The following is a 15,064-nucleotide window of genomic DNA, read 5'->3' on the forward strand; positions in this document are numbered from 1 at the left end:
AATGAAGGATAATTATATTGACAGCTTTTTGGCACAGGAATTCGGTAAGAGCCAAAATTATAATGAAATAAAGAACGGGCTTTTCAGTGAATTCAATGTAAAAAAAGGTCTCAGAAATGAAGACGGTACAGGAGTAAGAGTAGGTCTTACAAAAGTATCCGATGTAGTGGGCTATGATATAATAGACGGTGTAAAAACCAATGTAGACGGCAAGTTATACTACAGAGGTTACAGCCTAAACGATCTTGTAGACGGAAGTGCAAAGTCCACAAGAGGATATGAGGAAGTAATGTTCTTGCTTTTATTCGGATTTTTACCAAATAAAGTGGAACTTGACAATTTCTCAAAGGTATTCAGAAGTATGTATACACTGCCAAGCAACTTTTTTGAGAGTGTACTTCTTAGAAATCCCGGAAAAAATTTGATGAATGTGCTTCAAAATGCTGTACTTACTCTATACAACTATGATGAAGAACCTGACAATGTGGACGTATATTCCACTCTTGTAAAAGGTATTAGAATATCCGCATCACTTCCTGTAATTATGTGCTATGCATATCAGGCAAAGAGACATTATTTTTATAATGACAGTTTGATAATACATTATCCTGATGAGAAGCTTTCAATGGCTGAGAACATATTGCAGATGCTAAGAGTAGATCAGAAGTTTTCAAAGAATGAGGCGGCTCTTCTTGATACAATACTTATTCTTCATGCAGACCATGGCGGCGGTAACAATTCTACATTTACCAATGTAGTGGTTTCATCCACAGGTACGGATATCTATTCAACTATAGCGGCATCAATAGGATCGTTAAAAGGACCTAAGCATGGCGGTGCAAATATTTCCGTTGTACAGATGATGAAGGCTATAAAGGATGAAATAGGTATAACCACAGACGAGAAGAAGATAAGAAATATCGTAAACAGACTGCTTGATAAAGACTTCTTTGATTGCAGCGGACTTGTATATGGATTCGGACATGCGGTATATACTATCACAGATCCGAGAGCGGAGCTTTTAAGAGAGTACTGTGAGACGGTAGCAAAAGATAAGGACAGACTGGACGAGTATCATTTCTATGAGGAGTTTGAAAAGACTGTAAAGAAGGTGGTATTTGAGAGAAAGGGAACAACTATTTCTTCAAATGTAGACCTTTACTCAGGATTTGCATACAACATGCTCGGTATTCCTGAAGATCTTTATACACCTTTATTTGTTATATCAAGAAATATAGGCTGGGTAGCTCATAATGTGGAAAACAAGCTTTATGACGGTAGAATAATGAGACCTGCAACAAAGTATGTGGGTGAATTAAAAGAATATACACCTTTTAAGGACAGATAAAAAAGAGGCCATAGGCCTCTTTTTATTTATTATCTTTACTGCTCTCTAAAATATCATCAATCTTTTGTGCCAGGTCTTTTTTGTCCTCGTCGGAGTCCATCTCATAGAATTCAACTTCCACATCGGAATCAAGGTCGTTTTCAACTATATCGGATTTTTTGGCATCTTTTCCGAATTTATCAAGCTGCTTTTTAGCCTTGTCAACTACAGGTTCAACGCTTGATTTAGCTTTTTCAAACAAAGGCTTTGCATTGTCCTTTGCCACATCACCGGCAGCAGAAACATTATCTGTAATAATGTTTGCCACATCCTTTAACATTTCCTTAGCCGCATTTGCCATGCCCTTTGCACTGTTTGCGGTGTCCTTTGCCGCCGTAACGAATTCATCTGTAGTAGACTTTAATGCCGTATACTTTCTGTTTGCGGTAGCATCTTCTGTTTTATAATCTGAAAGTTCGTCTTCAAAATCTTTGAATTCACCCTCCAATTCTCTTTGATATTCTTTATACTTCAGTATATATGACACTCCGGCTGCCGCAGCACCTGCAACAGTTGCCCAAAACATTAACTTTTTTAAACCTGCCATAATAACCTCCTTTACAATAGTAGTAATTACAGTGTAATATCTATTTATAAAAAGTACAAGCATTATTTGGAGAGTTTATGAAAAAAGTCATCTGTTTATTTGGTTGCATAGCAGGATTTATTGTGATTGCTTATATTCAAAGCTTATATGTAAACTTGGGAGTATCACATACAAGTGATTACTTTTTAAGTAAGAGCTATATTATATTATCTGTGGCAGCTCTTTTGCTGTTACTCGTATCGGGAATATATTTGAATATAACAAAATTCAGTATAGTTAAGATATATCCGATTGTAATGCTTATATTCGGACTTGGATATATGTATGTTTTTCCTGCCATGTCTGCACCTGATGAAATAGCACATTTTATATCGGCTTATAAAATATCAAATAAGATGCTTGGAAAGCAGGCAACCGTTAAAGACGGTCATGTGATAATCAGGGCCGGGGATCTTTGGCTGGAAGATGTGGACGGAGAGTACACTTTTGATAAAATGAAGAGTGAAGAGGAGAATGTTTTAATACCGGAGGAGGGAAGTCATGGGAAAATTATTTCGAGCAAACTTGAAGAAACATCTTACAAGGTTTTTTATGGAGAGGGGAATATTCGCGGCACTGATAATTATATCAGTTTTGGCGGCAAAGATTATGAAAAGGCACAGTCGCTACACGCGCCTGTAAATACCATACCGAGTGTATATTTTTTACCTGCAACAGGTATCACTGTAGCCCGAATAATGGGGCTTAACAGCATTTATCTTGTACTGTTTGGAAGAACGGCAAATCTGATTTTATTTATATTATTGGGAACTCTCGGAATATATTTCCTGCCAAGATTTAAAGAATTTATTTTTTTAGTCAGCCTTCTTCCTACCACAATTGAACTGGCGGCTTCATATTCCTATGATGCGGTTATGATTTCAAGCATGATTTTTTTTGTGTCCTATGTGTTTTATCTTGCACATGAAAAAAAGGACTTTGATATAAAGGATCTGGTCATAGTTTCCCTTATTGCAGGACTTGTTTTACCATGTAAAATGGTTTACTTCCCTATGCTTTTACTGCTTTTCAGTATACCGTTGTATAAGTTTAAGTTCAGAGGTAAGGTGGACGGCAAGATAAAAAAAGAAAATATAGCTTTTTTTCTTGCATCTGCGGTAGTTGTGCTATTGTCATGGGTATTTGCAATGTATCTGGTAAACAGAGCTACAGTTGTGGGATATTCCACAAGTACTACTTCAAGCCTTGATTGGGCAGGTGAGGAGAGCTACACCATAGGTTATTTATTGCACAACAAATTAAAGGCCGTAAAGCTGTTTTATAATACATTGCTTTTGCAACTTGAATATTACCATAAAACAATGTTCGGAGCATATCTCGGACATGCGGATGATGTGGTAGGTATTCCGTATATAGGATTTTTAGTACTTAATATAGGCATGACATTTTCTGTTTTCGGGGAAGCAAAAGAAAAGCAGCTGCAGGTAAAAGAGAGAGTGCTTACAGGTATCAGTATATTTTTTGTCGTATTTTTGGTGCTTTTATCAATGCTTATTGCATGGACTCCGATAAGTTCCGAATTTATAGAAGGTGTGAGCGGAAGATATTTTATTCCGGTACTATTGCCTCTGCTTATGATATGCAGGAATAATAAGATAGTGATAAAGGATGAGACCAAGAGAAATATTATATTCCTGTTTATACTTATAAATGCCATATCTTTGCTGAAAATATTCAGTACAGTATGTATAAGACTGTAATAAAAAGGGCAAACAGACTTACTTACGATATAACAAAAATGTAAAAAAAAATTAACAAAGCTTTTTTGCAAATAAGTTATAATATATAAAGAAGGAGGCAAGATGAAGAGAAATAATTTAATAAAACTTGCATCTGCATTAGCTATAGTAACAATGCTTGGACTCGGATTACATAGTAATGCATATGCTCTTAGTGCAACATCAAATATTGAATCGGTTGTGATAGGAGAAAATAAGTCTACAGTAGATATCACTATGAATAACTCGGGTGATATGGCAGGTACCGACGGTAATTTTTATCTTTTTGAATTACAGCCGTATGAGGAAGGAATCGGAAACAGAACCGACTATCTTGAAAAGGTAAGTGCAGGTAATGTTACAAAATCATATCAGCTTAATAAAGGCAGTGAAAACAGCAGATTGTACAACAGTTATGCGGTTGCTGTTTTTGACGGATCGAAATATGTTCAGGTAAGTTCACTTAAATATATTACAAATCCTGAGGCGGTTGCGGCAAATACTGATGCGTACAAGGCACAGGCATCAAAGAAAGGTTTGCAGATAGAGCTTAAGATGCTTGATGATGCATTTAACCTCGGTGTAAAGCATGCATCTACAAATATTGCTTTCAACCAGATTTTAGGAAGCGGTATAGATTACAATTATAACGGCAAGACATATCATTTCAATAAGGCGCTTATAGAAAGCTATGATAAGACAATAAGTGCTTTCTCGGGAAAAGATATGACTGTTACAGCTATTATTTTGAACGGTTATAATGAGGCTCATCCTGAGCTTATGTATCCGAATATGCCGAGAAGAGACAGCATATTCTACTATATGTTCAATGCGTCTTCAAAAGAGGGTACTGAGACCACTGAGGCTATAGCATCATTCCTTGCGGAAAGATACAACGGAAAAAATACCGCACACGGTAAGGTATCCAACTGGATTATAGGAAATGAGATCAACAACCAGCAGTGGAATTATATCGGTGATATGGATGTAAGAAGTTATACTGGAAAATATGAGAAGGCATTCAGAATTTTCTATAATGCAATCAAGTCAACTTCTTCTACAGACAGAGTATTCTATTCACTTGATTATAACTGGAATAATGAGATAAACAATAAGAATAAATACGGTGGAAAGCAGATAGTAGACAATTTCAATTCTCTTGTGCTTGAGCATGGAGATATTGATTGGGGACTTGCATATCACCCATATCCTGCACCTATGACAGATCCGGAATTCTGGGATGATGCCCAAAAGACAGGATGGATAAAGGACAGCTTTGATTCTCCTGTAATAAACTTTGCAAACTTAAATAAGCTTACAGATTATTTTGCACAGGATGCACTTAAAAAGCATGACGGTTCCGTAAGACATATTATGCTTACAGAGGAAGGATTTACAGCTACAAATCCTACAAGAGGAAATCTTGAAAATGAGCAGGCTGCGGCATTTGCATACTCATACTATCTTGTAGATTCAAACCCGTATATAGAGGCATATATCTTAAGCCGTCAGGTGGATGCACCGCTTGAGGTAAGACAGGGACTTTCATTCGGACTTTGGACCTGCAGCATGAATGTAGGAGATGAAATTCAGGCTATATCAAAGAGAAAACTTTGGACAGTATACAGATATATTGACAAGTCAAAGTACACTCTTGACAATACCGATTTTGCAAAGAGCATCTTAGGTATAAGTAAGTGGCAGGAATTGGTACCGAACTTCAGATGGGCGGCACAGGAAAACAGAAGATAATTTCTTTTAATTTAAATCCATGAAGAAGCAAAATCTTTTTCATGGATTTTTTAAATGTCCCTACATAATGCAATGGCTGTCTTTTCATGGTATAATAAAGGACATTATAAAAAGAAAGTAGCAAAGACGGGGAAGTTATGAAACATACATTTGTTATTTGCGCATATAAAGAATCACCATATTTAGAAAGCTGTATAAAATCTTTAAAGGCACAGATTGTAAAATCGGATATAAAGATTGCCACATCCACACCGAACGATTATATATATAACATAGCAAAAAAATATAATATTGAAGTGTTTGTAAATGATAAGAAGAAGCCTGAGAATGTATCAAATATCGGATTTGACTGGCAGTTTGCCTATAATACGGCACAAACCGAGCTTGTAACCATTGCACATCAGGATGATATTTATTTAAAAAACTATACAAAAGATTTGCTTAAGTATAAGAAAAGATATCCTGATATGACTCTTTTTACAACATCATCTATTACATTAAAAAACGGCAGGATAAAGCAATTCGGCAAGGTGGAAATTGTAAAAAAAATACTCAGATTACCACTTAGAGTAAATGCTTTAAATAATATATCTTTTGTAAAAAGACTTGCAATCACATTCGGTAATCCTATAATTGCACCAAGCTGTGCATATGATAAGAGACTTTGTCCAAAGGATTTATTTATATCGGAGCTTAAATTTGCACTTGACTGGGAGTGCCTTCTTAAGCTCTCTAAACTTGAAGGAAGAATTGTACTGTCTGAAAGACCGGGTATTTGCTATAGAATACATGACGAGGCTACAACTAAAAAAAGCATAATAGATAATTCAAGGCAGATGGAGGAAAGTATAATGTTTGATACTTTACTGCCGAAGCCGGTTGCGGATATTTATAAGAAAATATATCAAAGTTCATACAATGCTTACTTTTAGGAGGATTTATGGCAATTATTAAAATTGAGGAAAAGTATGAGTATCTGAAGGATGTTATGCTTTCAATACTTCTTATAGGTATTGCATTTGTGATAAATGCAGGAATGAGTATAAGAGGACTCTATCAGGATGACCTCTTTATGTGGTCAACCAGAAGAGGAGTGGGATTTTTTAAATATGTATTTCCTGAACAAACCAGAAAATTCAGACCGGTATACTGGATAGTTGCATGGATATATCAGGGTATTTTAAAAAACAATATTTCACTTATAGTACCTATAAATATAATTATAGCTGCAATTATATCAATAGGAGTTTACTTTTTTGCAAAAAGTATGGCAAAGTCAAGAGGTTTGGCATTTATACCGGCTTCAATGTTTTTGATATCCAGATTTTCATATTATAATATAGGGCAGTTTTTGGGTGTGATGGAGGCCATGGCTTTGGTATTTGCACTCCTGATGTTATATTTTTTATATCTATACATCAATAACGGAAAAAATATTCACTTTTATTATGCATGCGGATTTTATTTTTTAAATTGCTTTACACATGAAAGATTTATGGTTCTTTTGCCGATGCTTATATTTGCGGCAATTGTCGGGAAAAGAAGAAAAATTTTAAATGCCTTAATATCTATAGCATTATTTGCAATGATAACACTTATAAGACTTTTTGCACTGAAGTCGTTTGTACCTGAGGGTACGGGAGGTTCAAAAGTCAGTGAGACATTTAATCTTGCGGACTTTTTCCTGTCAATGAGAATTGAAATTTTATATCTCTTGGGTATCAATACGGGACCTGAACATCTTAACGGAATAAATTTTCATAATGTAAATACGGCGCTAAAGCTTGTTATAATAATAGGAATATTGGCTGCATTTGCTTTTATAATAAAATTTATTTATTCGATAGCTGTATACAGAAAAAAAATTGAACTGTCGTGGATAAAAAATATTTTACTTTTTACAGGATTTATAATAGGAAGTATGGTGTCATCCGCCGTTACTATAAGAGTGGAGATGAGATGGGTATATGCACCGTATTTATTTATGCTTTTATTGTTCTCATATATTTACGGTGTGGATAAAAGTATCATAGTAAAGAGGTTGAAAAGTAAAAAGATAAAAGCCTCACTGGGAAAGCTTTTCCATGTATCATTTACTGCGGTAGTGTTACTTTTCGTATGGACATTTTGCATGATAGCGGCAGATATATATTACAGAGGGTATTATGATAATATATATATCTTCATAGGTCAAAACAGAGCAAATTCGCTGGCAGATGAAACATATTATAAGTATGGTAAGGACTTAAGCGATAAAAGAATTTTTATAATAAAAAATGATTTTAAACTCAGTAAATTTGATTCACTTGAGTTTTTCAGAGCCTATGATCAAAATATCAGAGAAGATATCGTTACCTTTATTGAAAGCTACAGATCCATAGGTCAGATCGATGATGATATGATAGTTTTATCCGAAGATTTGAAAAATAATTCATATCAGGATGTAACGGATTTTCTAAAGAATATAAAGATTGAAAATGTATACGGGCATTATTCGGACGGTTGGACCGACGAAGAAGCTAAACTTAATGTGATGTCAGGAGAAAACGGTGAGATTCACTTTGAGATAATGTATCCGGGTGAGCTTGACGGAGATGAAGAAATAGAAATAGAAGTCAACGGAGAAAAGGAGACATTGTATCTTATATCAAATATAACACAGTATGAAATAGATACCGCTCCGAATTCATTGACGGATATACATTTGAAGAGCAATTTTTACCTGCCTGATGCTTCGGAACAAAGAGGTGAAGACAGATTGAGTTATATTTTAAATATAAAAATAGATTAGAGAGTGTGTGAATGAAGAAGTTTTTAGCGTTTTTCATGCCGGTATTCGGAGCCATATATTTGAGTGCATATATAAGAAGTGCAATGCTTGATGTGGTCTATACGGATTATATTAGGATAATAAATACCTATCTTAAGGATCCGTTTTCGCCGAAGCCTTATTTTGGCAAGGATGTACTTACAAGATTGCCTATAACATATTTTGAAAGAATGATAAATGTAGCCTTTTTTAAATATTCAACAATGTTTGATATGGCTTTGGGAGTTATATTCCTTTCGCTTATGGGAATTATAATCGGAATATTTATGGCAAACAAAAATTTAAATCTCAGATATTTTATCCTTGTAATGCTGCTGGTTTTTTCACTTTCTCAATGGGAAATGATTACTAACGGAACAGGTTGGGTACATTTTTTTACATTCTTTCTGTTTGCACTGCATTTTTACATACTTGATTCTTATATACACAGGGAAACAAAAGTAAAGTTTGGTTTAAATATTATTCTGCCTGTGTTCACGATACTGTTTGCAGCAGGTTCATATTCACTTGCATATGGTGTTACTTTGATAATTGTATATGTTTTATACACAATTAAGAAAAAGAATAAAATTATGTTTACACTCGCAATACCTGTGATACTTTCCTTGACTGCATTTATGTATTCATACGCAAATTCTTATACGGAACATGCAGGTGCAACAACAGAAAGTCTGACTGCCGTATTCGGAAGAAATCCGTTGTACTTTGTTTTATTCGGGCTAAATACCTTTGCATCAGATATTTTAAGCATCGGTATAGTGGAAAGATATGAAATAGGTATCATTGTAACAAGTATTATAGGAGCTGTAGTTATATTTTTTTATCTGTATGCTCTGTATTTGAATTTTAAATATAAAATATATGAGTCTACATTATTCCCGATGCTTATGCTTGTATCAGGACTTTTAAGTCATGCCATGGTTATTTTGACAAGGTGGATTTTTTTAAATCCTTTGTATGCCATGAGTTCAAGATATGCACTTCAATTTGGTGCGGGGCTTATAGGTGTGATGTTGACATTCGCTTATATGAAAATACATGTAAATAAAGAGAAACAAAGTATGTCACCATTGGCAAAGGCGGTGGTCTCAGTATTTGTATTACTTGTATTTTTAGGAAATATTTCCACTGCCGGAAATGAGCTTAGAATGGCAAAGTATCGTTTGGAAAGCTTTGAAGTGAAGATGGAAGTGGCAAAGAATTTCGAGAATGAAAGCGATGAGACTTTGAAAAAAGTCTTACAATATCATAATCCGAAGAAGACAAGAGAAGCACTTGGTATTATCAAGTCAAAAAAACTTAATATTTTTTCTGAATAGTGATATAAATATTGTAGTTTCCTGTTGATTTGTAAGGTATAAAGAGTGTAGAATGATGTAGTTAATATTTAAATATAAATATTTTTGAAAAGAGGCCTATAAATGGATAATTCTTACGGAATGTTGGCTTTGCAGAAAGCAAATCTATATATTTTACAGGAAATAGATAGAATATGTACAAAATACAAAATAAACTATACTTTGGACTCTGGTACATTGCTTGGAGCTATCAGACATGGGGGATTTATACCTTGGGATGATGATGCCGATATTGCAATGACAAGAGCTAATTTTGAGTCTTTCAGAAAAATTGTTAAGAGAGAATTATCGGATAAGCTGGAATTTATAATGCCTGATGAATTTCAAGGAGGAAAGGTATTTTACGATTTTACTCCAAGAATCATTTATAAGCCCAGTATCAGACATAAAAAACAGGATAAAAAAGATCCATATAAAGGTAAACTCAATCATCTTTGGGTTGATATATTTATAATAGATAAGCTGCCGAACAAAAAAACATTAAAAAAGTTTACACTATTTACTCAAAAGCTTATATATCTTCTTTCCATGGGACATAGAAAGAAGCTTGATTTCAAGAAGTATAAGGGTATGATGAAAATCGCCATATTGTTTTTCTCCATCTTCGGTAAAATAATACCTATGAAATTTCTATTCCGTATACAGGATAAGATTTCAAAATTGTTTTATAAAGGCAGAAAAAATAACACCTGGTATTACAGCAATTATCAACCGGATTATATCGACATAGAGGTAAACAGCAGATGGTATGAGAAATATATCAAAATTCAGTTTGAAGATATTTCATTATCAATTATAGATGAATACGAAAATGTATTACAGCTGGTTTACGGAGACTATATGACACCTCCTCCAAAAGCTGACAGAGTACCGACGCATGGAAGTACGGAGATAGAAGTATATGAGTAAGAAGATTTCAATTATTGTATCTGTATATAATGAAGAGGAAGTTTTATTTGAATTTTACAGAGAGACAATAAAGGTTCTTCTATTAATTGATAATCCATATGAGATAATTTTTGTAAATGACGGGAGTACTGACGGATCAAGAAGCACTTTGTTTAAATTATCAAGAGATGATGAGAATGTGAAGGTTATACATTTTTCAAGAAACTTCGGACATGAGGCGGCTATGATTGCCGGTATAGATTATGCAAGCGGAGACTATATTGTCTGTATGGATTCCGATTTACAGCATCCTCCTACATTACTTCCTGAAATAATTAGAAAATTTGATTCGGGCTTTGATATAATAAATATGGTCAGAACCGAGAATAAATCGGCAGGTATATTGAAAAATATAACATCGGCGGGATTTTACAAAGTGATCAATAAAGTAAGCGATATGAAGCTTGTAAGTAATGCATCCGATTTCTTCGGAATATCAAAAAGGGTTGCCGACATTTTAAGAAATAACTACAGAGAGAAGACAAGATTCCTTCGCGGTTATGTTCAGAATGTAGGTTTCAATACCACAAATATAGAGTATGAGGCAAGAAAAAGGTATGCGGGAGAGAGCAAGTATTCAATAAAAAAACTTTTCAGATTTTCGATGAATACTATAATGACATTCTCAAATCTTCCTTTGAAACTTGGAATGTATGCCGGTGGAATGGCGGCATTTTTGGCTATCATAATGATGATTTATACTGTTGTATCCTTTTTAAGAGTAGGTACACCGAGCGGTTATGCAACAATTATCTGTTTGATATGCTTTATGTTCTCGGTACTTTTCTTTATAGTGGGAATAATAGGAGAATATTTGGGACTTATACTGGCCGAGCAAAAGGACCGTCCTTTATATATAGTTGAGGAAAAAATTAATTTTTAAATATAAAGAGCTGTGAAAACGGCTCTTTTTTTGATAGAATAAAAGTATATTTCTAAATTTAAATACATTTCTAAAATCGGAGAGCATATGAATATATCACAGGCAATTTCTAAAAGAATTATATTATTATGTTATGAGAAAAATATTACAATCTATGAATTATCAAAAAGATCCGGTGTTCCCAAGACTACTATAAAAGACATCATTTCAGGCAGGACTAAAAATCCAAGTATTTTGAGTATAGAAAAACTCGCCATAGGATTTTCAATATCCATAGGCGAGTTTTGGAATCACGAAATTTTCACTTACCGTTAAGGTACATATCGGCATCCTTAAAGAATGAAATTATAAGTAAAAGCATTATAATTCCTATAGGAAATGCCGCGATAATGGACACAGTCTGTAGGTTTGACATGGAGTTGTCCGAAAAAATAAGTCCTATAGGCAGCAGTATCAAAAGTATTGACCAGTAAAGCTTTATCTTTTTTGAAGGTTCTTTGTCTTCAAGATCCTTATATGAATAAGATGCGGCTACAAGTGTTATGGAATCAAATGTAGTAGCATAAAATGTAATCATAGCAAGGATCAAAAGTATCATTGCTATAAAAGGCAATGGAAGAGATGATATTACTTCACCTATGGTTTGGTATAGGTTCTGACTTTCATTGTATATCTTTAATAAGTCTACCTGTCCGAACACATTAAGTGCAATACCGTAGTTTCCAAGTATTATAAAAGACATAAATGTACCTGAAAGACCGAATATATATCCGCCAAGTATAACCTCTTTAATTGTTCTGCCCTTTGAGATACTTCCTATAAAAAACGGAGTGGCTACACACCATACCATCCAGTACGCCCAGTAAAATACTGTCCAGTCCTGTGCAAAAGTTGTCTGCCCGGTAGGGTCAATATAAGTTGAAAGTGAAAAGAAATTATTCACAAGGTTTCCAAGTGAAGTAAAACCGAGTTCAAGTATAAACTTTCCATGTCCGCCGCCGAAGAATACATATATCAAAAGTGCAAAGAACAGATAAGTACAGCAGGATGCAAGTTTTGATACACCGTCAATGCCCAAATAAGCACAGGCGGAATAAATAATACAGGTCACAATCAAAATAGCTATAGTAAGTATATTATTATTTGAAACACCGAAAAGTTTGGCAACTGTTTGTGAAAGAAGCGGAGTGGCAAGTGAAAATGTAGTGGCCGTACCTGCTATAAGTGCAAATACCGCTATCAAGTCCACAATTTTCCCCCAAATACCGTCAACTTTGGAACCCAGAAGTACTCTAAGTCCTTCTGAATATTTTGCCCTTGTTCTTTTCCTTACATGAAGCATAAAGCCGAAGCATGATGCAAGTACAACATAAAATCCCCATGGAATAGGACCCCAGTGAAATAAAGGATAGGTGGCGGACCAAAGTGTAGTATCTCCCAGAGAACTGATTCTGCCTTCATTTGCATAAAGCATCCATTCACACAGTGAATAAAATAATATATCAGCCGCAAGTCCTGCGGTAAACATCATAGTGCCCCATGCAAAGTTTGAATGTTCCTTTTTGCCGCTTCCTAGCTTTATACTGCCGTATTTTGAAAATGCAATATATATGGATAATAAGAATATAAACAAACCGAATATAAGGTAAAATATTCCCAGGCTGTTGTTTAATAAGCTCCTTATTTGTGCAAGTATATTTCCGGCTTGAGCAGGAAATATGAAAAATAATATTACAAGTGATATCACAAGTAAAAAAGGAACTATAGTGACAAAATAATCAATATCAGATTTTTTCATAACGCCTCCAAATGTTCAAAAACAAAATATTTACTAAGATATTGAACATGATAACATTTTTATAGCGATAAATCAAGATATAAAAAATATCTTAAAAAATATGGAATAATCAAAAAAACACTACACAAAACAAAACCCTTTGATATAATATAAAAGTTAGTAAATGTCTAAGGAAAGGTATTCATGTATGATTAAATTTAAAAGACATATTATAGGAATTGTTTCTATAATATTTGCCTTATCTTCAGGAGCCTGTGCAAATTCGGATATAGTCGTCAGAGATTCCTCGATGAATAAAGAGGTGGATGAGCCTGTATTTGAAACTCAAAAAAATATAACTTTGGATTGGACTCAAATAAGAAGTGACGCAGAAGAGCAATTCAATGACAAAACTCTATACCCGATGAGTGATTATATTGATATGGCTTTTAAGGCTGATGAAAATAGGGTATTGCTTATATGGTCACTGTCAAATGAAATCAGTGATGATGAAGCATTGGCATACGGAACTGAATATATTAAAGCAGTAAATGATTATGCCGCAACTCAGGATTTTTCTATAGAAAAATCAAGCGAAAACTCTTATGGCGGACTCTTTGATAAGTATGATCTTGAGGTACAGCTTTTTAGAGAAGATGATATCATGGAAAACTCCAGATATATTGTGAATCAGGTTATTGAAGCAGGGACTAATACTAACTTAGAATTACAGAAAAAAAAGGGGGATAAATGAAACTTCTAAAGAAAATTCTGATGGCGTCATTATGTTCATTGATGGTACTTAGTACAAGTATGACATCATTTGCAGGTGTTATAGGTAAGAGTTCATCAAAGTATCCTAAGGTTGTAATGGGTGCACCGGCAGATGCGGATACTTATTTAAACGGTGCCGAAATCCATATGCTCACCTCATCTACAAAGAGTCAGATGATGAGCTTTGTCATTAAGACAAAGAACGGCAAGATTATTGTAGTAGACGGAGGTCTTCCTGCAGATGAGCCACACTTGGTAGAAACTATAAAGAGTTTCGGTAATGAAGTAAGTGCATGGATTTTATCACATCCTCACAGCGATCACGGCGGCGCATTTACAAAGCTTGCAGAGAACGGTTTTGAGGGATTGCAGATAGATGCATTCTACTACAATATAAGAGAGCAGGCATGGTATGACAAATATGAAAGCTATAGAGCCGAGATGGTAAATACTATCAGAAACTCAATAGCAAAATTACCTGCAGGTGTATCTCATATGACAAGCAAGGGTGAGGTTTACTATGTAGACGGTGTAGCCATACATGTACTCAATGATCCTTATTGGATAGAGTCAAACTCTATCAACAATTCATCCGTAGTTTTCAGATTAGACTTTGACAACGGTACCAGAGTATTATTCTTAGGAGATATGGGACCTGCAGCAGGTGAGAGACTTAAGGCGGATGTACCTGCTTCAGAGTTAAAGGCTGATATCGTACAGATGGCTCATCACGGTCAGTACGGTGTAAACAAAGATGTTTATGAGCTTATAGCACCTAAGGTAGCTATGTGGAATGCTCCTGAGTGGCTTTGGGACAATGACGGAGGTTCAGGTTACAATACCGGAAATTATAAGACTCTTGAGGTTAGATCCTGGATGGAAGAGTTGGGAACAAAGAAGAACTTTGTTATAAAGGACGGAGACCAGACCATCAAATAATTTAATACCAAAAATGATGAACCGGTACAGGTGTTGTGGATTCAATACTTGTACCGGTTTTTGTTTTAATGATAAATAATATAGTGAATTT

General features: G+C 34.7%; 13 protein-coding genes. 11 read left to right on the plus strand and 2 right to left on the minus strand.

The window, feature by feature from the left end:
• Position 1 precedes the first annotated feature (1 nt).
• Positions 2-1,348 (plus strand): citrate synthase, encoded by a 1,347-nt coding sequence (locus tag HMPREF1135_RS01520; RefSeq protein ID WP_007591248.1) that lies wholly within the window; start codon positions 2-4, stop codon positions 1,346-1,348.
• Between the two features lie 22 nt (positions 1,349-1,370).
• On the opposite strand, the gene HMPREF1135_RS01525 is transcribed toward HMPREF1135_RS01520, so the two are convergent.
• Positions 1,371-1,934, minus strand: coding sequence for a hypothetical protein (locus HMPREF1135_RS01525; protein WP_007591250.1), 564 nt, complete (start codon positions 1,932-1,934; stop codon positions 1,371-1,373).
• Positions 1,935-2,011: 77 nt separating this feature from the next.
• Between HMPREF1135_RS01525 and HMPREF1135_RS01530 the strand changes: the two genes are divergently transcribed.
• The 8 genes from HMPREF1135_RS01530 to HMPREF1135_RS01565 all read left to right on the plus strand — a co-directional run bounded on the left by HMPREF1135_RS01530 (position 2,012) and on the right by HMPREF1135_RS01565 (position 11,798).
• Complete coding sequence (locus tag HMPREF1135_RS01530; RefSeq protein WP_007591251.1) at positions 2,012-3,694, plus strand: DUF2142 domain-containing protein; 1,683 nt, start codon at positions 2,012-2,014, stop codon at positions 3,692-3,694.
• Positions 3,695-3,796: 102 nt separating this feature from the next.
• Positions 3,797-5,464, plus strand: a complete 1,668-nt coding sequence (locus tag HMPREF1135_RS01535) for a DUF5722 domain-containing protein (RefSeq protein ID WP_007591254.1) — start codon at positions 3,797-3,799, stop codon at positions 5,462-5,464.
• 137 nt (positions 5,465-5,601) lie between these two features.
• Positions 5,602-6,396, plus strand: a complete 795-nt coding sequence (locus HMPREF1135_RS01540) for a glycosyltransferase family A protein (protein ID WP_007591256.1) — start codon at positions 5,602-5,604, stop codon at positions 6,394-6,396.
• An 8-nt stretch (positions 6,397-6,404) separates the two neighbouring features.
• Complete coding sequence (locus tag HMPREF1135_RS01545; protein WP_007591258.1) at positions 6,405-8,255, plus strand: beta-carotene 15,15'-monooxygenase; 1,851 nt, start codon at positions 6,405-6,407, stop codon at positions 8,253-8,255.
• Between the two features lie 11 nt (positions 8,256-8,266).
• Positions 8,267-9,613 (plus strand): hypothetical protein, encoded by a 1,347-nt coding sequence (locus HMPREF1135_RS01550; RefSeq protein WP_007591266.1) that lies wholly within the window; start codon positions 8,267-8,269, stop codon positions 9,611-9,613.
• Between the two features lie 102 nt (positions 9,614-9,715).
• Complete coding sequence (locus tag HMPREF1135_RS01555) at positions 9,716-10,561, plus strand: LicD family protein (RefSeq protein WP_007591268.1); 846 nt, start codon at positions 9,716-9,718, stop codon at positions 10,559-10,561.
• Positions 10,554-11,483 (plus strand): glycosyltransferase family 2 protein, encoded by a 930-nt coding sequence (locus HMPREF1135_RS01560; RefSeq protein WP_007591269.1) that lies wholly within the window; start codon positions 10,554-10,556, stop codon positions 11,481-11,483. Before HMPREF1135_RS01555 ends, HMPREF1135_RS01560 begins: the two co-directional genes overlap by 8 nt.
• Positions 11,484-11,570: 87 nt before the next feature.
• The gene (locus tag HMPREF1135_RS01565; protein ID WP_007591270.1) at positions 11,571-11,798 is read left to right on the plus strand and encodes a helix-turn-helix domain-containing protein; all 228 of its coding nucleotides are present in this window, start codon (positions 11,571-11,573) and stop codon (positions 11,796-11,798) included.
• Here HMPREF1135_RS01565 and HMPREF1135_RS01570 read toward each other — a convergent pair.
• Positions 11,785-13,281 (minus strand): BCCT family transporter, encoded by a 1,497-nt coding sequence (locus HMPREF1135_RS01570; RefSeq protein ID WP_007591271.1) that lies wholly within the window; start codon positions 13,279-13,281, stop codon positions 11,785-11,787. The two genes, HMPREF1135_RS01565 and HMPREF1135_RS01570, sit on opposite strands and share 14 nt — an antisense overlap.
• A 187-nt stretch (positions 13,282-13,468) precedes the next feature.
• On the opposite strand from HMPREF1135_RS01570, the gene HMPREF1135_RS01575 reads away from it, so the two are divergent.
• Both HMPREF1135_RS01575 and HMPREF1135_RS01580 read left to right on the plus strand, forming a co-directional pair.
• Positions 13,469-14,014 (plus strand): hypothetical protein, encoded by a 546-nt coding sequence (locus HMPREF1135_RS01575; RefSeq protein ID WP_007591273.1) that lies wholly within the window; start codon positions 13,469-13,471, stop codon positions 14,012-14,014.
• Entirely contained in the window at positions 14,011-14,973 is a 963-nt protein-coding gene (locus HMPREF1135_RS01580) for a ComEC/Rec2 family competence protein (protein ID WP_007591274.1), read from the plus strand. The genes HMPREF1135_RS01575 and HMPREF1135_RS01580 overlap by 4 nt, the downstream gene beginning before the upstream one ends.
• Positions 14,974-15,064: the final 91 nt, after the last annotated feature.

Origin of the sequence: Lachnoanaerobaculum sp. OBRC5-5, assembly GCF_000296385.1 — a bacterium.
Lineage (GTDB): Bacteria > Bacillota > Clostridia > Lachnospirales > Lachnospiraceae > Lachnoanaerobaculum.